19 protein-coding genes are annotated in these 21,037 nt (G+C 40.1%); 6 read left to right on the top strand and 13 right to left on the bottom strand.

Translation table 11 applies throughout. The features are described from left to right. Positions 1-164: 164 nt before the first annotated feature. Positions 165-722 (top strand): hypothetical protein, encoded by a 558-nt coding sequence (locus N6B01_RS01455; RefSeq protein ID WP_262079586.1) that lies wholly within the window; start codon positions 165-167, stop codon positions 720-722. Positions 723-867: 145 nt separating this feature from the next. On the opposite strand, the gene N6B01_RS01450 is transcribed toward N6B01_RS01455, so the two are convergent. The 4 genes from N6B01_RS01450 to N6B01_RS01435 all read right to left on the bottom strand — a co-directional run bounded on the left by N6B01_RS01450 (position 868) and on the right by N6B01_RS01435 (position 4,289). Continuing rightward, positions 868-1,629, bottom strand: coding sequence for a hypothetical protein (locus N6B01_RS01450; RefSeq protein ID WP_262079585.1), 762 nt, complete (start codon positions 1,627-1,629; stop codon positions 868-870). A 53-nt stretch (positions 1,630-1,682) separates the two neighbouring features. Then, a complete protein-coding gene (locus N6B01_RS01445) occupies positions 1,683-1,937 on the bottom strand; it encodes a hypothetical protein (protein ID WP_262079584.1) in 255 nt (84 codons plus the stop codon). A 320-nt stretch (positions 1,938-2,257) separates the two neighbouring features. Next, complete coding sequence (locus N6B01_RS01440; RefSeq protein ID WP_262079583.1) at positions 2,258-3,589, bottom strand: sensor histidine kinase; 1,332 nt, start codon at positions 3,587-3,589, stop codon at positions 2,258-2,260. A 25-nt stretch (positions 3,590-3,614) separates the two neighbouring features. Then, positions 3,615-4,289, bottom strand: coding sequence for a response regulator transcription factor (locus N6B01_RS01435; RefSeq protein WP_262079582.1), 675 nt, complete (start codon positions 4,287-4,289; stop codon positions 3,615-3,617). Positions 4,290-4,396: 107 nt separating this feature from the next. Here N6B01_RS01435 and N6B01_RS01430 point away from each other — a divergent pair, with 107 nt between their 5' ends. The 3 genes from N6B01_RS01430 to N6B01_RS01420 all read left to right on the top strand — a co-directional run bounded on the left by N6B01_RS01430 (position 4,397) and on the right by N6B01_RS01420 (position 7,288). Continuing rightward, positions 4,397-5,167, top strand: coding sequence for an ABC transporter ATP-binding protein (locus tag N6B01_RS01430; RefSeq protein ID WP_182418575.1), 771 nt, complete (start codon positions 4,397-4,399; stop codon positions 5,165-5,167). A 176-nt stretch (positions 5,168-5,343) separates the two neighbouring features. After that, positions 5,344-6,210: an ABC transporter permease gene (locus tag N6B01_RS01425; protein WP_262079581.1), complete on the top strand. Its 867-nt coding sequence runs from the start codon at positions 5,344-5,346 to the stop codon at positions 6,208-6,210. Between the two features lie 58 nt (positions 6,211-6,268). Next, the gene (locus N6B01_RS01420; RefSeq protein WP_262079579.1) at positions 6,269-7,288 is read left to right on the top strand and encodes an ABC transporter substrate-binding protein; all 1,020 of its coding nucleotides are present in this window, start codon (positions 6,269-6,271) and stop codon (positions 7,286-7,288) included. 113 nt (positions 7,289-7,401) lie between these two features. Here N6B01_RS01420 and glpK read toward each other — a convergent pair whose 3' ends face one another. From glpK to glpD, 3 genes are all read right to left on the bottom strand, one after another. Then, the gene (glpK, locus tag N6B01_RS01415; RefSeq protein WP_262079578.1) at positions 7,402-8,919 is read right to left on the bottom strand and encodes a glycerol kinase GlpK; all 1,518 of its coding nucleotides are present in this window, start codon (positions 8,917-8,919) and stop codon (positions 7,402-7,404) included. Between the two features lie 12 nt (positions 8,920-8,931). Then, positions 8,932-9,699, bottom strand: coding sequence for an MIP/aquaporin family protein (locus tag N6B01_RS01410; RefSeq protein ID WP_262079576.1), 768 nt, complete (start codon positions 9,697-9,699; stop codon positions 8,932-8,934). A gap of 93 nt (positions 9,700-9,792) precedes the next feature. Then, positions 9,793-11,295, bottom strand: coding sequence for a glycerol-3-phosphate dehydrogenase (gene glpD, locus N6B01_RS01405; protein WP_262079574.1), 1,503 nt, complete (start codon positions 11,293-11,295; stop codon positions 9,793-9,795). A gap of 537 nt (positions 11,296-11,832) precedes the next feature. On the opposite strand from glpD, the gene N6B01_RS01400 reads away from it, so the two are divergent. Together N6B01_RS01400 and N6B01_RS01395 are read left to right on the top strand one after the other, a co-directional pair. Continuing rightward, entirely contained in the window at positions 11,833-12,858 is a 1,026-nt protein-coding gene (locus tag N6B01_RS01400) for a glycosyltransferase family 4 protein (RefSeq protein WP_262079573.1), read from the top strand. Positions 12,859-13,240: 382 nt separating this feature from the next. Then, positions 13,241-14,551, top strand: coding sequence for a UDP-glucose dehydrogenase family protein (locus tag N6B01_RS01395; protein ID WP_262079571.1), 1,311 nt, complete (start codon positions 13,241-13,243; stop codon positions 14,549-14,551). A gap of 60 nt (positions 14,552-14,611) precedes the next feature. On the opposite strand, the gene N6B01_RS01390 is transcribed toward N6B01_RS01395, so the two are convergent. The 6 genes from N6B01_RS01390 to N6B01_RS01365 all read right to left on the bottom strand — a co-directional run bounded on the left by N6B01_RS01390 (position 14,612) and on the right by N6B01_RS01365 (position 20,963). Further along, the gene (locus N6B01_RS01390) at positions 14,612-15,454 is read right to left on the bottom strand and encodes a bifunctional allantoicase/(S)-ureidoglycine aminohydrolase (protein ID WP_262079569.1); all 843 of its coding nucleotides are present in this window, start codon (positions 15,452-15,454) and stop codon (positions 14,612-14,614) included. A 306-nt stretch (positions 15,455-15,760) separates the two neighbouring features. After that, on the bottom strand, positions 15,761-17,032 hold the full coding sequence (gene lysA, locus N6B01_RS01385; protein ID WP_262079567.1) for a diaminopimelate decarboxylase: 1,272 nt from the start codon (positions 17,030-17,032) through the stop codon (positions 15,761-15,763). A 13-nt stretch (positions 17,033-17,045) separates the two neighbouring features. Beyond that, the gene (gene lptM / locus N6B01_RS01380) at positions 17,046-17,228 is read right to left on the bottom strand and encodes an LPS translocon maturation chaperone LptM (RefSeq protein ID WP_182418565.1); all 183 of its coding nucleotides are present in this window, start codon (positions 17,226-17,228) and stop codon (positions 17,046-17,048) included. Positions 17,229-17,463: 235 nt separating this feature from the next. Continuing rightward, positions 17,464-18,045 (bottom strand): histidine phosphatase family protein, encoded by a 582-nt coding sequence (locus tag N6B01_RS01375; RefSeq protein WP_262079564.1) that lies wholly within the window; start codon positions 18,043-18,045, stop codon positions 17,464-17,466. Between the two features lie 79 nt (positions 18,046-18,124). Continuing rightward, entirely contained in the window at positions 18,125-19,012 is an 888-nt protein-coding gene (fabI, locus tag N6B01_RS01370) for an enoyl-ACP reductase FabI (protein WP_182418563.1), read from the bottom strand. Positions 19,013-19,334: 322 nt separating this feature from the next. Further along, a complete protein-coding gene (locus tag N6B01_RS01365; protein ID WP_262079562.1) occupies positions 19,335-20,963 on the bottom strand; it encodes an alpha-D-glucose phosphate-specific phosphoglucomutase in 1,629 nt (542 codons plus the stop codon). Positions 20,964-21,037: the final 74 nt, after the last annotated feature.

The following is a 21,037-nucleotide window of genomic DNA, read 5'->3' as shown; positions in this document are numbered from 1 at the left end:
TATTTTACCTATAAATTTGGTTAAGAGCAAAGTGAAAAGATCCCAACAGCCAAGCAACCATCTAAGCACGAATTCATCAATATCAATTGACACTATAATATTCTTGGTCACTATTATAATAACAGAAATAAAAAATAAAACCCCTTGTCAAGATGGTGCTCAGCATGACTATTTTATTAAAACAAGTTGTAAAAGATATTGAGCTATTTTTCGACGCTTATAAAGTTGGCAATTATAATTTTTCGCCAAAAGGTGGAATTTACTTTCCTAATAAAAGACCAAGCCAAATTGCAGCTTTTGGCGATGCAGTGAGCGAGGAACTTGATGAAAAAACCAAACAAAAACTTGCCTTTATTAAAAATTACCTTGGCAATATACGCATGGATTACCCATTAGCCGATTATGATTTTTATCCCATCAAGGAGCAATATCGTAATATGGTTTACAATTACGAAGATATTTGTGCCCCCCTTTTAGAGCGTTGCCTTATTGAAGTAGACAAGTGCATTTATAAAAGTAGTGATTTTTCTATTCTTGCTGAAAAAGATATTTTTTTTGCGCAAGTTTTATCCACCTACAAACAACTAACCCAAGACGTAATTGAGGAACTATCGACACGATATGCCATTCGCATCAATGGAGATTTTGTTATGCCAAAACGTGTTAAATTACCAAAACCATTTGAAACAGTGCTGAACTTTGCGCGTGAAAAAACACATTAAACATCATATGAATGGTATTGAGACCATTTAACCTTTCGAAACATGTGGCGTTTTAATGCTTTATGTTTCTCTATCACGGCATTTCGCTTAAAAATTTAAGGTTACAAAAACCCGCCTAAAATTGCTTGGCGTCTTGTGATAAGGCTTATTTTATCCATTTTCCACTCCAGTTTTCTGGGCGCCAATTTGGATCATCAAGCCATATTTTTAATGGAATTGGCTTGTTTATATCGCCATTGATGGCTAATCGGCGAGCGTCCCTTAAAGCAAATTGTTCACGACTTGCATCACCTTTAACTGAAGCATAAAATTTAATGAGGTATTTTCTTCTATCTTCAAGGCTGGGCGCGGGACCAAGCGGCGTTGTAATAGCAACCGAGGAATAAGAGTCATAAGCATTAATTTGCAAGGAATATTCAAATTGATCTTCTTTACCTGGGATGCGCCATTCTGCATAAGTATCGAGTTTTTGTCGCCGATTATCACCAAAGCTGCTTTCTGTCATCTCCCTATTGCCGCGTAAAAAAAGATAACCAGCCTGCTCAAAAGATTGATCAATAGCGGCAGCCATAATTTTCATCTCGTCAAAGGATAATGGTTCTAACGGTAATGTTAAAGAAATTGATGAAATTCGTGCTCCGATCATCATAAAAAAACACAAACGGCCAGCTGGTAATGAAACGATATTCAAATCAAGTAATTCAACTGCATAGCCTGAAGGATCGTCTTCATTGTTAATATTGGCAGAATAAGCAAGCGGTGCGGAATTATTATCCATAACCGCATCATCACCCCTTAAAGCATAACGCTTATTTGTCCAGCTATCTTGTGTTAAATTATTTAAAGCTAAAAAATCATGCCCCGATTGTAATAGGGCCGTTTTGAATGTGATTATGCCTTTCGTCATGCGCATGCTCCTATTTTATTATTTGTGATGCCCACATAGTAAAATCACACATATCACGACAAAAGGGGATCTTTGACTGCGCTCAATAATGCAGATTTTTCAATAAACTGCTGTTCATAAAAATTGGCTTTTAATGCACCAAAATCACTTTTCTGATAAAGGCAATAGACCCATTGTTTTAATATAAGATCAAGCTCACTTTGCTCGACTTTTGCAGCAGGTAGTAATTTTGCCGTGCCTGCTAAAAATACAATTGAAAGCCCACTTAAAATTGCTTGGCGTCTTGTGATAAGGCTTATTCTATCCATTTTCCACTCCAATTTTCTAGGCGCCAATTTGGATCATCAACCCATATTTTTAATGGAATTGGCTTATTAATATCACCATTAATCGCTAAACAACAGCTTTTGAATTTTATAACTTCATAAAATAAATCTCTTACTTTGCAATATAAGATGGTTCCATTTATGAAATATTTCAACAAAGTTGCTCTTAACACCATTGATACCAAGTGATAATTCCTAATTAACTGTACGTAGGTATGCTATTATTGTCGATTCGCTATAAATCACTTCACTCTTCATTTAAATCTATCAATTTAATCGAAGAGTATTACAGATTATTACATTTAACTAGCTAGTTTTAACCCATTAATTGCAACATGAAACATGCCATCACTGGAAGAAAACTGCAATCGCCCATGATGCGCTTCAACAACATCGCGTACGATCGTCAACCCAAGACCAGTATTACCAAAATGATCGCCTCCCTTTTGAAAAGGTAAGCATAAGCGTTCGTAATCGCCTTCAAAAATACCGTGTCCATCGTCAGAAACACGTATCCATGCCCCCTCCTCATCACTACCAATTGTCAGAATTAAGCGAGTATGTGCCCCATGCTTTAGCGCATTATCAATTAGATTGGATATAGCCTCGCAAAGTGTGATTGGGTCACATAGAATTTTTAACTGCTTAAAACCATTATGATAAACAGCCGTTGCAACCTCACGTTCTAATGTAAGAGGAACGGTTTGCACCAAAGTTGTTTTGCAAAGCGCAACAAGATCGCACTCGCTAAAACTTTGATTTTGCGAGCGATGGGTGACCATTGCTCGTCCCAACATTTGGTGACATAGCCTTGAAAGAGCTTTTATTTTAACCCGCATTTCCCTTAAATCTGTTTGAAGTTCTGGCGAAGTATTTTTTCGCAACAGCATTTCTGCATGAGCATCCAAACTGGTTAATGGGGTTTTTATCTGATGGGCAGCATCGGCAATAAAGCGCTGCATTCGCACCATGCGCTTGGAAAGCCGTTGAAAAAAATCGTTTAAAGCTTGCGTAAAAGGCTTAACCTCTATCGGCAGATCAAATTTAATGGCGCTCATATCTTCAGGTAGACGATTTCGTATTTCATTGCCGATTTTTGTCAAAGGTGACAATGCATAACTAATAGCTAAATAGCTCATGCAAATGATCAAAAAGCTCATAATAAAAATAATGATAAAGGCTTTGGTCGCCATGGATGATGCAAGCTCATCTCTTTCATGGGTGGTTTGGCCAACGGTAATTTCAGCCCATTGTGGTATGCCATCAATTGTCAGGCGCTTGCCAATAGACGCAATGCGTATCGCCATATTATCGAATTGGCCATCTTTTAACACCACGGATTTTTGGATATCATCAAGCGTACCAGCGCGCGGTAAATCAGCACTGCCTGCAACGGTTATACCACGTGCATCGACAACCTTATAAAACACCAAATCATTGCGCGACAAAGATCCAAGCGCTGCGGCAGGCGGATCAAGCGTTATTACTTTGCCTTGAGTATAAATATTTTCGGCAATTTGAATTGCTGCATTGGTTAAAATACGGTCAAAAGCTTGTTTTGATGTAACAAAAGCAAACTGCCAAGTAAAAAAGCAAATACAAGCGGTTACAACTATGACAATGCATATTAGCACACCTAAAAATCGTAACTTTAGCGAATTAAAGTGCTTGAATATGCGCAAGTTGATACCCCAATCCCCGTGTAGTTTTTATCTCTATACAACTATCGGCCAATTTTAACCGCAAACGCCGGATAAACTGTTCAATTGCGTTTATTTGTGGTGTGCGGTCAAAACCAAACATTTGCTCCAAAAGTTCCTCTTTAGAAATAAAGCGACCATTTCTAATTGCCAATATTTCTAATATAGTCAGTTCACGGCTCGTGAGTTCTAAAGGAATGTCATCAATCGTTGCAATGCGCCCAACTGTATCAATTGCTAAGGCTCCAAAGCGAACAAGATTTTGACTTTGTCCTTTAGCACGGCGCAATAATGCCCGCGCCCGCGCCTCTAACTCAAGATAATCAAATGGCTTTACCAAATAATCATCAGCACCAAGATCCAAAGCACTCACCCTATCACCAATGGCGGAGCGAGCCGTAAGCATTAAAACAGGTGTGGAATTACCTTGGCTGCGTAAACGTTTCAATAATTCAAAACCATTCAACTCTGGAAGATTAACATCAAGAATAACAAGATCATAAGTTTGAACACAAAGATAATCCCATGCAATATTGCCATTGTATGCCAGATCAACGGCATGGCCGCTCAATTGAAAATGCTTTTGAACAGCAATGGCAATATCGCTAACATCCTCGACAACCAAAAGTCGCACGCTTGAACCTCAATGTCAGGTTAGAGTCAGTATTCTAATTTATGCTCTTTAATTCGATAACATGGCCTTGCAATAGTGGTCAACGCTTATCGGAGGAGGAGAATTCAATGTCAAATAACGCGCAAGCGCTGCAACCGCTATTGTCGGTTGACGGGGTAACTTTACAATATAAGACGCCTGACACACTGGTTACAGCGACTTGGAAAGTAAGCTTTGATATTTTTAATGCAGATAGATTTATTCTATTAGGACCATCAGGTTGCGGCAAATCAACATTGTTAAAAGCTGTTGGCGGCTATATTAAACCAACAGAGGGGAAAATTAAGCTCAACAACCAATTAATAACCGGCCCCGGCCCTGAAAGAATGATGGTTTTTCAAGAATTTGACCAATTATTGCCTTGGAAAACAGTACGAGAAAATGTTAAATTTGCACTCACGGCAAGTGGCAAATTGAATGACAAGGAAGCTGACGAACGCGCCACTTCTTACATTGAAAAAGTTGGTCTTTATAAATTCATCGACTCCTATCCTCATACATTGTCAGGCGGCATGAAACAACGCGTTGCTATTGCACGCGGCATGGCAATGGAACCTGCAATTTTGCTGATGGATGAACCATTTGCGGCCCTTGACGCATTAACACGGCGTAAAATGCAAGATGAATTACTGCGCCTTTGGGAAGACACAAAATTTACTGTGCTTTTTGTTACCCATTCAATCGAGGAAGCAATCCGCATTGGCACACGTATCCTACTTCTTTCCGCTCATCCTGGCCAAGTAAAAGCTGAGTTAAATAGCATTCCGGCAGAATTACTAGGAACAGATGAACAAGGAAAACTAGAAGCGCGTATCAATGATATGCTTTTTGTGCATTAGCTAAAATATTAAAGTTAACCGCACGATCAAATAGGTTTCATTTGGTACTAGAGGACGTCTATTTATTGTTGAGGCAATATCGTGCTCTAATTATTTTGTCGCATTGTCCAACGCAAAAGTTGACCCAACTTTCACAGGAAATACTCTAGCATCTGCATTGCTTTGGGAGGAAATTTATGTCTAATTCCATCTTAATACGCCCTGAACGAATAGAAACGGAATTACCGGTAGGTATTCCCGAAGTTGAAAAACAATTATCATTATTTGAAAAACTTTATAAAATAAGTGCGGTTAGAAAAGCCTTTATTTTGGTCATTTTAGCGGCTATCTGGCAAGCCTATGGCATATGGCTGAATAATCCACTTTTATTCCCGACCTTTATTGATACGGTACATGCTTTCATTGAAAATATTATGAACGGCATAATCCCAGCACGCACCTGGTCATCTTTGCAAACATTAGTGATTGGCTACGGTATAGGTATTATATTAGCCGCTTTATTAACCACATTAGCAATTGGCTCGCGTATCGGCTCGGACCTATTGGAAACACTGACTTCAATGTTTAACCCACTTCCAGCCATTGCGCTTTTACCCCTAGCGCTTATCTGGTTTGGTCTTGGTACAGGCAGTATTGTTTTTGTCTTGGTTCATTCAGTTTTATGGGCAATTGCCCTAAATACCCATGCAGGCTTTCGCTCTGTTTCCACAACGCTCAAGATGGTTGGCATGAATTATGGGCTTAAAGGTTTAAAATTGGTGCGTTTAATCCTTATACCTGCGGCTTTTCCATCTATTTTAACTGGATTAAAAGTAGGTTGGGCGTTTGCTTGGCGCACATTAATTGCAGCCGAGTTGGTGTTTGGTGCTTCTTCGGGATCTGGCGGATTGGGGTGGTTTATTTACGAAAACCGCAACCAGCTTGAAACAGCAAACGTGTTTGCCGGTCTTTTTACGGTGATTATCATTGGCCTCATTGTTGAAAATATTATTTTCGCATGGATTGAACGTAAAACTATTCGCCGCTGGGGTATGCAACATTAAGTTTGGCTTTGATTAAGCTTTAATCTAATTTTCGATAATTTTAAAATGGGAGGAAACCATGAATAAAAATATAAAATTATTGGCAAAATCGCTTTTATTTATTCTAATAATTGCATTCAGCCTTACCAAGGCACAAGCAGAAGTAAACGAAGTGCGTGTTTCACGTGGCTATGGAATTTTATATCTGCCATTGATTGTAATGCAAGACCAAAAAATATTTGAAAAAAAGGCTAAGGAAGAAGGTCTTGGTGATTTAAACGTTAAATGGGTTATTCTTGATGGCGGCAATGTCATTAATGACGCTATGATGGCAGGATCTATTGACATTGCAGGCACAGGCGCGCCGGGTTTTATTACCCTTTGGTCAAAAGCTCGTGGTATTCCTAATGTTGAGGTAATTGGCTTAAGTGCTTTGAGTGCGACCTCGCTTTGGTTAAATACCAATCGTGATCATATCAAAACCTTAAGCGATTTTAAGTCAGGAGATAAAATTGCCATTCCAGGCATAAAGACATCGCTTGCAGCAGTAGTCTTACAGATGATTGCAGCAAAAGAATTTGGCCATGATAATTATGCAAAACTTGATCCATTAACCGTTGCACTTCCCCACCCTGAGGCTGTGGCTGCATTAATCGCTGGGAAGACAGAAATTGTTGCCCATTTCACCTCACCACCATTCCAACAAGTTGAAATCAAATCAGACCATATTCATCGGGTGGTTAACTCAGTTGATTATGTAGGCAACCTCACTCTCGACGTAACCTATGCACCTAAACGCTTTGTTGATGCAAATCCGCAAACAACCAAAGCCTTTATCGACGCATTAGACGAAACCAATAAATTTATCGCAGAAAATAAAGAGCTTGCTGCGGAAATTTTTGTCAATAGTTCAAAAGTAAAAATTGATAAGGATGAAATACTCGCAATTATTAATGATCCGGATACCAAATTTTCGACAACACCAGTTAATGTTATGAACTTTGCTGAGTTTTTAGGCCTTTCAGGTACAATAAAAACAAAACCAAATGACTGGAAAGATCTATTTGTTCCATATTTACATGAACGCGATGGAAGCTAAATAAAAAAGCCCCAAGCTAATTCTTCAAATTTTAGCTTGGGGCATTTGGCTATTTAATGAAGCTAGACCATCAATCAAAGTAACTTTAATAACTTTGCTTGATGGTTTTTATTTTATTCACCCTCTGCGTCTTCGATGTCCCAATCGCGGACGCGCTGAACGGCTTTTTTCCAACCCTTATAGCGTTTTTGCTGTTTTGCCACATCGTCCGATGGACTAAATAATTTTTCAACGCTGGACACTTGCCGCACTTCATCAAGGCTCTTCCAAAAGCCAACCGCAAGACCAGCAAGATAGGCAGCACCAAAGGCTGTCACTTCAAGAATGACCGGACGCTCGACTGGTTTTTGCAAAATGTCAGCTTGAAATTGCATCAAGAAATTATTGGCAACCGCACCACCATCAACGCGCAAGGCTTTCATATCCGTGTCTGCATCATCAAGCATTGCGTCAAGCACATCCTTAGTTTGATAAGCAATAGCTTCCAATGTTGCACGAGTAATATGGTTGCGATTAACACCGCGTGTAATACCCATAATGGCACCGCGTGCAAATGGATCCCAATAAGGAGCGCCAAGACCTGTAAAGGCTGGCACCACATAAACACCATTGGCAGTACCAACTTTATCAGCAAAATATTCAGAATCTTCCGCGTCGGTAAAGAACTTCAATTCATCGCGCAGCCATTGGATCGCCGCACCAGCCACGAAAATAGAGCCTTCAAGCGCATAGGCTGGGCCGCCGTTTTCATCACATGCGATGGTAGTAATCAAGCCCTTATGCGATGTGACGGCCTTTTTGCCAGTATTCATCAACATAAAGCAACCTGTACCATAAGTATTTTTGGCTTCCCCCTCATTGACGCAGATATGACCAAAAAGCGCCGCCTGCTGATCACCAGCCGCACCAGCAATAGGAATACGTGTACCACCACGACCACCAAGATTGGTTTGTCCATAAATTTCTGATGAGCGCTTCACCTCAGGCAGCATAGAGCGTGGAATATTGAGTGCTTTTAGCATCTCATCATCCCAATCTAGCGTATGGATATTAAAGATCATCGTGCGTGACGCATTGGTATATTCTGTCACATGCACGCGACCTTGCGTCATATTCCAAATAAGCCATGTATCAACTGTCCCAAAAAGCAGTTCACCACGGTCTGCCTTTTCGCGTGCGCCTTCAACATTTTCCAAAATCCATGCAATTTTGGTGCCTGAAAAATAAGGATCAATGACAAGACCTGTATTATTGCGGACATGATCTTCAAGACCAGCTTTTTTAAGTCTTGCGCAGATTTCAGTGGTGCGACGACATTGCCAAACAATGGCATTATAAACTGGCTTTCCAGTTGCTTTTTCCCAAACAATAGTCGTTTCACGTTGATTGGTAATACCAATACCAGCAATTTCATCGGTGCTAATGCCAGCTTTTGCTAAAGCTTCCGTTAGGGTTGAGCTTTGAGTTGCCCAAATTTCACGCGGGTCATGTTCAACCCAACCTGGATGGGGATATATTTGGGTAAATTCACGCTGAGCAACGCTGACAACTTCAGCCTGTTTATTCAAAACCAAGGTTCTAGAACTGGTTGTGCCTTGATCCAAAGCAACGATATATTTTTTCTCCGCCATGATATGCTCCCGTTAATTGCTGTTGCCAGCCTTCATTTGTTTCAATGCTTTGCCAATAAAACGTTTATAAAGAAATGAACCCGCAAGCCCACCTAATATTGGGGCAGTAAGGGGAATGAGGAAATAAGGGATTGAGCGTCCACCTGTCATGATATCTGGGCCCCAGCCAGCCAAAAAAGCAAATAGTCTTGGGCCAAAATCGCGCGCAGCATTCATCGAAAAACCAGTTAATGGGCCAAAAGAGCCACCAATAATTGCAACAACAACACCAATTAAAAATGGTGCCATGGCACCGCGCGGCGCGCCATTATCATTATCGGTAAGCGCCAAAATAGCCATCAATAAAAGTGCGGTTATAAAGAACTCCGTCATAAAGGCTTGCAAAATGGTTATTTTCGCATTGGGAAAGGTAGTAAATACTCCCGCATTGCTCATATCTTTAACGGCAAACAAATTATGATAGAGCAAATAAACGACCGCCGCCCCCATAAAGGCACCCGCCAACTGTGATAATATAAAGGGTATAATCTTAGATTTGGGAAAACCACCAAAAACTGCCAAAGCAATAGTAACCGATGGACTAAGATGAGCGCCTGATACGCCGCCAGTGACATAAACAGCAATAGCGACACCAAGTCCCCATATGATACTAATTTCCCACTGGCCGTAACTAGCCCCAGCAAGTACCAATCCTGCAACAGAACCAATACCTATAGCAATGAATAAAAAAGTTCCGATAAATTCGGCGATACATTCATTTCTTAGCTGCGAATATTTCATAACCTTCTCCCTACTCCCCAAGAAAAATTCTCAAGCCAACAATTTACCTTTTAAACCAGTTTTGCTGCGAAATTTAAATATTATCAGAAAAGCTTAAGCCCCTTTACTAGCGCTAATATTCCTTTGTTCCAGATAAGTTTTCAAAGGTTCAATTTCATTATCCTTAAACCAAAGTCCAAGTTTTGAACGCCGCCATAAAATATCTTGCCAATCAATTGCCCATTCTTCTTTGATTAACCAATCAACTTCCGCCTCATATAAGCCGTGACCAAAATGACGACCTAAAGGCTTATCGCCCTGCTCAAATATAACAAGCGCATCGGTACCATAGCTTCGCGCCAAACGACGAATAGTAAAATCATCTAGATCCGGCAAAACTTTCTTTATACCATCTTGAATAAGATCTAACCGTCCATGAGGAAAATTACCCCCCGGCAAAGGTATTGCCCCCGTCCATGCCGCTTTTCGTGTTCCAAGATATTTTTCTACATATTCCATGACATCTTCTGATAATTTACGATAGGTGGTTATCTTACCGCCATAAGAAGATAAAAGTGGCGCGTCAGCATTTTCATCAGCAAGTTTTAACACAAAATCACGAGTGGTTTTCTGCGCGCTAGCAGCACCGTTATCATAAAGTGAGCGCACCCCTGAATAGCTCCAAACGATCATATCTCGGGTAATTTTTTGTGCAAAATACTCACTTGATGCGTTGCAAAGATATTCAATTTCCTCATCAGAAATTTTTACATCCTTTGGATCATCATGATAGTCGCGATCTGTTGTGCCAATCAGGGTGAAATCTTCTTGATAGGGAATTGCGAAAATGATGCGCCCATCTGGATTTTGAAAAATATAGGCGCGATCGTGATTGTATAATTTCGGTACAACGATATGCGAACCTTGAACAAGCCTTATTTGTGGGTGACCACTTATTTCGGCAACATCTTTCAATATATGATCAATCCACGGCCCTGCCATATTGGCCAAGAATGAAGCGGTTATCGTTTTTTCTTCACCGGTTAGAGTATTTTTTAATTCAATATGCCATTTTTTATCAATAATTTTGGCTGATAAAACCTTTGTGCGTACCATAATATCCGCACCAAGCTCTTTGGCGTGGCGAGCATTTAAAACCACAAGGCGAGCATCATCAACCTGCTCGTCAGAATATTCAAATCCCTGCTTATAACCTGCTTTTAGTGGATCTTCTGTTTCTTTTGCAAAATCAACCACAGTAGTTTTTTTGAGTTCTTTGCTGCCGCCCAAATGATCATAGATAAAAAGACCAAAGCGCAGCATCCATTTTGGCCGCAAGCCCTTATGATAAGGTAAAATAAAGCGCAATGGTCGCACAATATGCGGTGCAATGTGCCAAATAACTTCGCGTTCCATCAAAGCTTCACGAACAAGACGAAAAGCATATTGTTCAAGATAGCGCAGCCCACCATGAATAAGCTTGGTTGATGCTGATGACGTGCCCGAGGCAATGTCATTCATCTCAGCAAGCCCAACCTTAAACCCGCGACCGGCAGCATCGCGAGCAACACCGCAGCCATTTACGCCGCCGCCAATGATAAAAACATCATAATGCATAATTCGACACTCCCGATAGGCTTCATGGATTTATTGTTATATTACATTATAAAAAGTATTTATCACCAACTAAATTAAAAATTATCAAAATTTTATTTACGGCTGTAATTATGAGCTGATAAATCTTTTTTTTGGCATGATTATATTTAATTGATCTTTAAATAACTTAGGGTCAATACCTAAACCGAAATTGGGTTTAATAATACTTTAATGGACAAGAATATATACGCTTCCCATTCAAAGCACATAATAAAAACCTTAAACCAAATGTCATAAAAACATCATGAAACTGTAAGGCTTATGTCAAGTAAATCTGCCATTTTAAGTATTATACAATGAGCCTATTTGATTTTAAAAAAATCAAATCTACCCTTTTGATGCATAGGTAATATCAATGGTGACAGTAAAAAGATTTACTAGGGTAATATGGTTCTAACCATGCAAACCCATATTTAATATGTTTTTAACATATTAATTTTCTTTATTTTTAAATGCGCAAAATTGGCGAAATGCTAATTTTCTAAATAAGGCGGTAACATGAAATTAGCATTGGTTACAGATGCATGGTTGCCACAGGTAAATGGCGTTGTTCGCACTCTTGAAAATGTTATTTCTGGTCTTTCTCAAAAAGGAATAGTTACCGAAATAATCGCTCCTTCTGACTATTATTCTATGTCTTGTCCAACCTATTCTGAAATACGTTTAGCGCTGCCCTCACCTATTGGTTTATCTCGCCGTTTAAAGGCCATGGATGCCGATGCCATCCATATTGCTACTGAAGGGCCATTGGGTTTACTTGCTCGTTTCATTTGCCTTTGGAATGGGTGGAAATTTACCACGAGTTTTCATACCCGCTTTCCTGAATATGTGGCTGAAAGATTTCCTGTCCCCTTATCACTTACCTATGCTATGATGCGGCGCTTCCATAACAAGGCCGCCCTAACACTGGTACCCACCCGTTCCATTTATGATATTTTGGCTAAGCGCGGTTTTAGCAATCTTAAAATATGGTCTCGCGGTGTTGATCGCGCACTATATCACCCAATGCCGGAAATAGACCTTGGCTTACCAAAACCTATTTTTTTAAATGTTGGTCGAGTTTCAGTTGAAAAAAATTTGGAGGCTTTTTTGTCGCTTGATTTACCCGGCACAAAATTAATTGTTGGCGATGGCCCAGCGCTCTCAAACCTTAGAGCCAAATATCAAGATGCGGTCTTTGTTGGTAAGAAGCATGGCAAAGATCTTGCTCGTTATTATGCCGGTTCTGATGTTTTTGTTTTTCCATCGCGCACCGATACATTTGGTCTTGTATTGCTGGAAGCCATTGCAAGCGGCTTACCCGTTGCCGCCTTTCCAGTTTCTGGCGCCCTTGACGTGGTAAAAGGCACAAAAGCTGGGGTATTATCTGAAAATTTGCAACAAGCTGCCTTGCAAGCACTTAATATGGGTAAAATGGATCCTGAACGCGCCTTAGGTAACTTCACTTGGGAGCATTGCGTTGATATTTTTGCTGAAAGCCTTGTACCTTGCTTTCAAACCAATAATTTCATCCCCCAACAATAAAGTGTTATTTCATTTACATTGAAATACCATCAAAAAGCCTTCACGAAAATATATCATTGCTTTTGGCAGTAGTATAAAAAAATCTATTCGATCTTACACAGCTATTTGCGTAATCATTATCGGCTATTTTATAAGCTTATCAGGCAGTAGCACACAAAACTGCAAAGCAAGCGATTACAATACCATTGATTATTCTTCCACCCCTAAAATTTTACATAATTTGCAAATGGTTTAAAAGGCTTTTTAACCAACACTTGATTATAATAACCAAAGATTTGTTGATGTGAGATTTTTGACATTGTATAAGAATGGCATCAACACAAAATAACATGCATTTTGTTTTTGCATGATACCAAAACAAAGAAGATTATAAGGTAATTTTATGAAAATTGTTATGATAGGCACAGGTTATGTCGGACTTGTTTCTGGTGTTTGTTTTGCCGAATTTGGCTTTAATGTTACCTGCATTGATAAGAATGAAGCGATTATAGCGCGACTTAAAAAGGGTGAAATTCCAATTTTTGAACCCGGCCTTAAAGAAATTCTTGAACGTAATGTCAATGCTGGACGCTTAACATTCTCAACCGATTTAGCCCATCATGTAAAAGATGCTGATGTTGTTTTCATTGCAGTTGGTACACCATCACGGCGTGGCGATGGTGAGGCTGATTTACAATATATTGAAGCCGCCTCAGACGAAATTGCTCAATACATGAAAAAAGGCGCTGTTATTGTTATCAAGTCAACCGTTGTTGTTGGTACCAATCGTATTATTTATGAACGCATGAAAAAGCAGCGTCCCAATATTGAATTTTCAATGGTATCCAATCCTGAATTTTTGCGCGAAGGCTCTGCTATTGAAGACTTTTTACACCCTGACCGTGTCGTGGTTGGTGTTCTTGATGAAAATGGACGTGAAGCTATGCGCCGTATTTACCGCCCATTATCTTTACGTGAAACACCGGTAGTATTCACATCTCTTGAAAATGCCGAGCTTATAAAATATGCAGCCAATGCGTTTTTAGCGATGAAAGTAACCTTTGCCAACCAACTTGCTGATCTATGTGAAAAGACAGGTGGCAATATTCAAGATGTGGCTAGTGCCATGGGTATGGATAAACGCATCGGTTCCAAATTCTTACATGCAGGCCCAGGTTTTGGCGGCTCATGTTTTCCTAAAGATACTCGTGCCTTTGCCGCAACTGGTAAACGTTATAATGCACCGCAAAAACTTATTGAAACGGTCATTGACATAAATGAACAACGAAAAGCCCAAATGGCTGAGCGTATCATTGACATAGCCCAAAAAAACAACGTAACTAAAATTGCTATTTTGGGCGTGGCCTTTAAACCAAACACGGATGATATACGTGAAGCCCCTGCCCTTGATATTATTCCGCTATTACAAAAGGCAGGTCTTTTGATTAAAGCCCACGACCCTGAAGCTATGGATCAGGCAAAAGATAAGCTTGCAAATGTTGAATGGTGCCAATCGCCTTATGAAGCAGCGAAGGATTGCGGCATTGCCGTTATTTTGACCGAATGGAACGAATATCGCGCTTTAGACCTTAAGCAAATATTACAGCTAATGACTGGTAATGTTTTAATTGATATGCGCAATATTTATAAAAGCGAAGACATTCAAGATATTGAAATTGAATATGTGTCTATCGGCCGTCCTCTTATTCATTAAGTGAATGAAAAACACGCTTGCAAGTGGATAAATTCACCCACTTGCAAAGGGTTTTGGTATTTATATACGCGGAAAAGCCGATGCACCAAGATAAGGATGGCGATTAACATCTTTATAAAGCAAATAGCGAAATGGCTGTGAACCGCCAGCATAGCAAGCTTGCGGGCAAAAAGCACGTAGCCACATATAATCGCCAGCCTCTACCTCCACCCAATCTTCATTTAATCTATAAACGCCTTTACCCTGCAACACATAAAGCCCGTGTTCCATAATATGGGTTTCCAAGAAGGGTATCACTGCGCCCGGCTGTAAGGTTACAATGGTAATATGCATGTCATGGCGCATATCATTCACATCAACAAAGCGGGTCGTTGCCCAAGTACCATTGGCATTAGGCATAGCATCGGGAGTTATATTCTGTTCATTAATAATTAAAATCGGCGGTTTTTCAATTCCTTCAACCGCAATATAAAATTTGCGTATCCAATTAAAACGAGCCGCTTGGTCGTTCTCATTTTTTAGCTGCCATTTTGTACCCGCCGGAATATAAGCAAAACTACCTTCACGCATTTTATATTCTTGACCATCAGCGATAATGGTAAAAGCGCCCTCAAGGCAAAATAAGGCGCTTTGCGCACGGCTATCAAGCTCTGGCCGCTCACTACCACCATTTGGTCCAACTTCCATTATATAATGGGAAAACGTCTCTGAAAAGCCACTCATTGGCCGCGAAATAATCCAGCAGCGGGTATTTTCCCAAAATGGTAACAAGCTGATGACAGTATCGCACATTACACCTTTTGGTATAAAGGCATAGGCGTCTTTAAAAACTGCGCGTCCGGTTAATAATTGGCTTTGTGGTGCAACACCGCCATGAGGCGCCGCATAAGTTGTCTTAGTCATGACTATCTCCTCCCATAATACTACTATCAAGGCTTTTGTGATGGTCAAGCTGATTAATGAATCAAAATTTGCGAAAACTAATTTGAAAAACGAATAGAAAAGCCTCAAAACATCAATATCTTTGAGGCTCTACGACACAATCATCGCAAATTAATACTATCTTGACCGAACACAAAACCCATTTCAACGCGTCAAATTGAATAGGTTTTACTATAGCACATATATTTCACCTACCACGTTGTAAAATTTCAGTGCCAAATGGTGGGCTTTATATGAATAAGAAGTTCGATGGTCAAAAGACGATTTTTAAATATTTAAATAATCAGGCACGTTATCAAGCGCTAGCAATTCTTCATAAGTAGGACGACGACGAATAATCGCAAATTCATTGTCATTCACCAAAACTTCTGGCACCAAGAGTCTAGTATTATATGTGCTAGACATCGCGGCGCCATAAGCACCAGCACCTGCAACCGCCAAAAGATCATGAGGGCCTAATTTTGGTACAATACGATCAAGCCCTAAATAATCGCCGGTTTCACAAACGGGTCCAACAATATCAGCACGAATAAATTCATCGCTTGGCTTTGGTTGATTAACTGGCATAATCATATGCCATGCATCATAAAGTGTTGGACGAATAAGATCATTCATTGCGCCGTCAACAATGAGAAAATTGCGACCATCGCCTTCTTTTAAATAAATAACCGAAGTTACTAACATACCAGCATTGCCGGCAATATGGCGACCGGGTTCGCAAATAATTTTTACGCCAAGTGGCGCAATATGTTTTTTTACAATAGTCGCATAATCATCGGTTGATGGTGGTGGATCATTATCAAAACGATAAGAAATGCCAAGACCACCGCCAACATCAACATGATGTAAATCATGACCATCATTTTTTAACTGGCGAACAAGATCGGCAGTAATTGCAAAGGCACTATCAAAAGGTTCAAGATCACAAATCTGGCTGCCAATATGCACATCAACACCGCGAATGACTAAGCCTTGTAGGCTTGATGCCATATTATAAGTTTCACGCGCATTTTTTAGCGGAATACCAAATTTATTTTCTGATTTACCAGTCGAAATTTTCTTATGGGTTTTTGCATCAACATCGGGATTGATACGAATTGAAACAGGAGCAACCTTACCCATGGCAGTCGCGCGCTGCGATAGCTGTATAAGCTCTGGTTCAGACTCGACATTAAAGCAATAAATGCCTTGCGATAGCGCATAATCCATTTCTTCAATGGTTTTACCAACGCCAGAATAAACAATTTTTTGCGGGATAATACCAGCCGCCAATGCTCGGCGTAACTCGCCTTGGGAAACAACATCAGCCCCTGCCCCTTCATTGGCAAGCAATTTTAAAATTGCCTGATTGGAGTTGGCTTTTAAAGCAAAGGCTATTAACGCATTGCAGCCAGCAAAACTCTTTACATAATCGCGATAATTTTTACGCAGACTATTAGCCGAATAGCAATAAAATGGCGTGCCAACCTTGGCAGCAATCGTTTCCAGTGGCAAATCTTCAGCATGAAGCTTACCGTCTTTATATTTGAAATAATCCACGCTTAAAATCCGACTACTTAATCAAACCATCAAGAATAAAAGGCTTATCTTCCCTTGGCTTTTGTACTTTTTCACCATTAGCATTTTCAATTATTGAAGATGGCGGTGGTTCCAGCGGCCCTTTACGACCACAACCTGCTAAAGCCAACCCACAAAAGGCGGTTACGAGTGATAAGGCGAGAAGGCGTTTCGTCATCCCAAAAATTCCAATCAAATAAGCAATTATTGATAAATATTACCAACCAAAGGAACAACTATCTTTATTAAAATAAGATAGTATTTATCCATGAAAAAATTCTTATCCTGCACATTTAGCTTTTAGTGCATTGTTTTGCAAGACGATGCGCAGTTTACCAGCGTAATCTTTGCGATAAAATGCAAAAGGTTTTTAAAAACCTTAACCGATATAAACTTGTCTTGATATTCGAGCATTATACCCAATCAAGTTTACCATCTTCAAAGCGTAAAATATGGTCTTGCGGTACAGAATCATTGGACGCCTCTTTTTCACTTAAACCGCCATAAATATTAAATAGCGAGCGAATACAGCCACCATGGGTTACCACAACGCTTTTATCACGCACATTGGACATAAATTGTTCAATACGGTTGCGCAGCATAGCATAGCTTTCTGCGTGTTGACCGGGGGGTAAAAAATTCCATTTATCTTTGGCTCGGGCAGCTAAAAGTTCTGAATGTTCAACCCCAATTTCGCTTTCCGTAAAACCTTGCCAGTCACCAAAATTAAGTTCCATCAATAGATCATCAAGGCGGTAGGCTTTAGGATCAATCCCCATCGCGCTGCGGATAAGCTCCATAGTCTCACGCGTGCGACCAAGCGGACTTGCAACAAAATCAAATCCTTCACCATCACCAATAAGATTATAGAGTTTTTTACCATTGCCCTTGGCTTGTGCGCGACCTATATCGTTGATCGGCTGATCTACTTGCCCTTGAATACGGCCCGACACATTCCAGTCAGTTTGTCCGTGTCGTGAAAAATAGATAAGCATGGCTAAAAATCTCCTCTTTATAGCTCTGCATGCGACTTTATAGACTAAGGCGCATGCAGTATAGAGGAAATTTAAAATTTTAGTCTTTGATGACTGAAATATCTGGTGCATCAACGGCTTTCATACCAATGACATGATATCCAGAATCTGCGTGGTGAACTTCACCGGTTACCGAACGCGACAGGTCAGAAATGAAATAGACACCAACATCGCCCACTTCTTCAATAGTGACTGTACGGCGCAATGGCGAATTATACTCGTTCCATTTCAAGATATAGCGGAAATCACCAATACCTGATGCAGCAAGGGTTTTGATAGGGCCTGCAGAAATCGCATTTACGCGAATATTTTTAGGACCAAGATCAACAGCCAAATATTTCACACTTGCTTCAAGTGCAGCTTTTGCAACGCCCATAACATTATAGTTAGGCATAACTTTTTCAGCACCATAATAGGTAAGTGTTATAATTGAACCACCATCATTCATCAATTTTTCTGCACGCTGGGCAATAGCCGTTAGCGAGTAAACCGAAATATTCATGGTCATAGCAAAATTTGCTTCGCTAGTATCAACATAACGGCCAGTAAGCTCGTCCTTATCTGAAAAGCCAATAGCATGGATAACAAAATCAATTTTGCCCCATTTTTCAGCAATGACGTCAAAAACGGCATCAATGGTAGCAGGATCGGAAACATCACAATTACCGCACACCAATGCGCCTAACTCTTTTGCAAGCGGCTCAACCCGCTTTTTCATAGCATCACCTTGATAGGTGAAAGCGAGCTCGGCACCTGCATCATGAGCAGCCTTGGCAATACCCCAAGCAATTGAGCGGTTATTTGCAAGACCAAATACTAAGCCGCGTTTTCCACTCAACAAGCCCTTAGTCTTATTTTGATTTTCTGTTGTCGTCACGTTCTTGTTTGCCCCAACTCTTTCATTTGTCGCAATACCATTTATGGTCATTGACAAGTTCCTGTATTTTAAAATGCAATATTATCTTGAGCCTATGGCACAGCTTTAACTTTTCTTCAAGCAAATGGCAAAAATTTTATCGCAAAATAACGTATCCATAACAAAATTATGATTACCTTTACTAATTCCCACAGGTTTAAACTTGAATATTTAAAGACTTTGGTCATAATATTTCTCTGCTGCGCTATTTATGACGCAGCAGAAACTTTGACTATTTATGCTATTGAAAAGCTTAAATTTTTACATCATTTTATTCTAATTAACTTTATTAAACAGCCAAGGCTTTATTACCTAACAACACTTTAACGTTTGATTAAGTAATAACACTTGGCTTATCGCGGCCAAGCTTGGTTTGCAAATCGGTAAGCTGATTAGCAATGGTGATAAGCCTTGCCAATGCGACTTGCGTATCAAGATTGTGGTTTTGTGGATCACGCTCATAATGCTCCATATAAAGGCGCAAAGTTGCTCCTTGTGTACCTGTACCCGATAAACGAAACACAATACGTGCACCGCCATCAAAGAAAATACGAATACCTTGATGAGCACTCACTGAGCCATCAATTGTATCATGATAGGAAAAGTCATCTGCCTTACTAATAGTTAGGCCATCAAACTCTTTACCAATGATCGCGGGAAGACTATTGCGCAACGTATCCATGAGGTCTTGAGCAGCTTTTGTATCCACTTCCTCATAATCATGGCGCGAATAATAATTGCGACCAAAACGCGACCAATGAGCATTGATTATATCCTTGACGCTTTTTTGACTTGCTGCAAGAATATTAAGCCAGAATAACACCGCCCATAGACCATCTTTTTCACGCACATGATTTGAGCCTGTGCCAAAGCTTTCTTCACCGCAAAAAGTCACCTTATCAGCATCGAGCAGATTACCAAAAAATTTCCATCCTGTCGGCGTTTCAAACATATTAATTTTAAGATTTTCCGCAACACGATCAGCCGCTTCGCTGGTTGGCATGGAGCGTGCAATGCCTGTTACCTTATCCTTATAGGCTTTTACAAGATTGGCATTTGCAGCAATAACAGCCAAAGAATCAGATGGCGTTATAAATATATCGCGGCCAATAATAAGATTGCGGTCGCCATCACCATCAGATGCTGCGCCAATATCTGGCGCTTGCGGTGAAAGCATTAATTCATAAAGATCATGGGCATGTACAAGATTGGGATCGGGATGATGGCCGCCAAAATCAGGCAGCGGCACGGCATTAACTACACTGCCTTTGGCAAAGCCTAAGCGGTTTTCAAAAATTTCAAGACCATAAGGACCGGTAACCGCATGCATAGCATCAAAGCGAATGGTTAGCCCTTCGCTAACTTTGGCTTTAATCAAATTAAAGTCAAAGAGTTCTTCCATAAGATCTGCATAATCCTTAACTGGATCAATGATTTCAACCACCATATCACCAATAAGATAATGCCCAGTAACATCAAGGTCGATATCTTCGCTTTCTTCAATCAGATATTCATCAATAACTTTTGAGCGAGCAAAAATAGCATTGGTGACTTTTTCAGGCGCTGGCCCACCATTGGCAATATTATATTTAATGCCAAAATCACCATTTGGACCACCCATATTATGGCTAGCTGACAAAATAATACCGCCAAGCGCCTTAAACTTACGAATAAGATGGGACGCTGCTGGTGTTGATAAAATGCCGCCACGGCCAATCATCAACTTTTCAAAACCATTAGCAGCAGCCATTTTAATCAACTTTTGGATAACTTCGCGATTATAATAGCGCCCGTCTCCGCCAACAATGAGCAAGGCTCCGGCTTTCTCGCCCACACAGTCAAAAATTGACTGGATAAAATTTTCTGCATAATTTTTACTTTGGAACACGCTGACCTTCTTGCGAAGCCCTGATGTGCCGGGGTTCTGATCAGAAAATGGCTCTGTTTTAATATGCTTTATCATAAAATTATCCAGTTTTTAAAATTTAATCTAATACCATAATAACCGAAGCTTGAAAAAACACCAAGATAGATCTT

Origin of the sequence: Bartonella sp. HY406, assembly GCF_025449315.1 — a bacterium.
In the GTDB taxonomy this organism is placed as follows: Bacteria; Pseudomonadota; Alphaproteobacteria; order Rhizobiales; family Rhizobiaceae; genus HY038.
Note: the sequence above shows the minus strand (reverse complement) of the source record. Positions and strands in the feature narration are given on the sequence as shown.

Bases quoted from the DNA above. Each gene is read 5' to 3' on its own strand.
- N6B01_RS01455 (WP_262079586.1), top strand. From the start codon at position 165: ATGACTATTTTATTAAAACAAGTTGTAAAAGATATTGAGCTATTTTTC.
- N6B01_RS01450 (WP_262079585.1), bottom strand. From the start codon at position 1,629: ATGACGAAAGGCATAATCACATTCAAAACGGCCCTATTACAATCGGGG.
- N6B01_RS01445 (WP_262079584.1), bottom strand. From the start codon at position 1,937: ATGGATAGAATAAGCCTTATCACAAGACGCCAAGCAATTTTAAGTGGG.
- N6B01_RS01430 (WP_182418575.1), top strand. From the start codon at position 4,397: ATGTCAAATAACGCGCAAGCGCTGCAACCGCTATTGTCGGTTGACGGG.
- N6B01_RS01425 (WP_262079581.1), top strand. From the start codon at position 5,344: ATGTCTAATTCCATCTTAATACGCCCTGAACGAATAGAAACGGAATTA.
- N6B01_RS01420 (WP_262079579.1), top strand. From the start codon at position 6,269: ATGAATAAAAATATAAAATTATTGGCAAAATCGCTTTTATTTATTCTA.
- glpK (WP_262079578.1), bottom strand. From the start codon at position 8,919: ATGGCGGAGAAAAAATATATCGTTGCTTTGGATCAAGGCACAACCAGT.
- N6B01_RS01410 (WP_262079576.1), bottom strand. From the start codon at position 9,699: ATGAAATATTCGCAGCTAAGAAATGAATGTATCGCCGAATTTATCGGA.
- glpD (WP_262079574.1), bottom strand. From the start codon at position 11,295: ATGCATTATGATGTTTTTATCATTGGCGGCGGCGTAAATGGCTGCGGT.
- N6B01_RS01400 (WP_262079573.1), top strand. From the start codon at position 11,833: ATGAAATTAGCATTGGTTACAGATGCATGGTTGCCACAGGTAAATGGC.
- N6B01_RS01395 (WP_262079571.1), top strand. From the start codon at position 13,241: ATGAAAATTGTTATGATAGGCACAGGTTATGTCGGACTTGTTTCTGGT.
- N6B01_RS01390 (WP_262079569.1), bottom strand. From the start codon at position 15,454: ATGACTAAGACAACTTATGCGGCGCCTCATGGCGGTGTTGCACCACAA.
- lptM (WP_182418565.1), bottom strand. From the start codon at position 17,228: ATGACGAAACGCCTTCTCGCCTTATCACTCGTAACCGCCTTTTGTGGG.
- N6B01_RS01375 (WP_262079564.1), bottom strand. From the start codon at position 18,045: ATGCTTATCTATTTTTCACGACACGGACAAACTGACTGGAATGTGTCG.
- fabI (WP_182418563.1), bottom strand. From the start codon at position 19,012: ATGACCATAAATGGTATTGCGACAAATGAAAGAGTTGGGGCAAACAAG.
- N6B01_RS01365 (WP_262079562.1), bottom strand. From the start codon at position 20,963: ATGATAAAGCATATTAAAACAGAGCCATTTTCTGATCAGAACCCCGGC.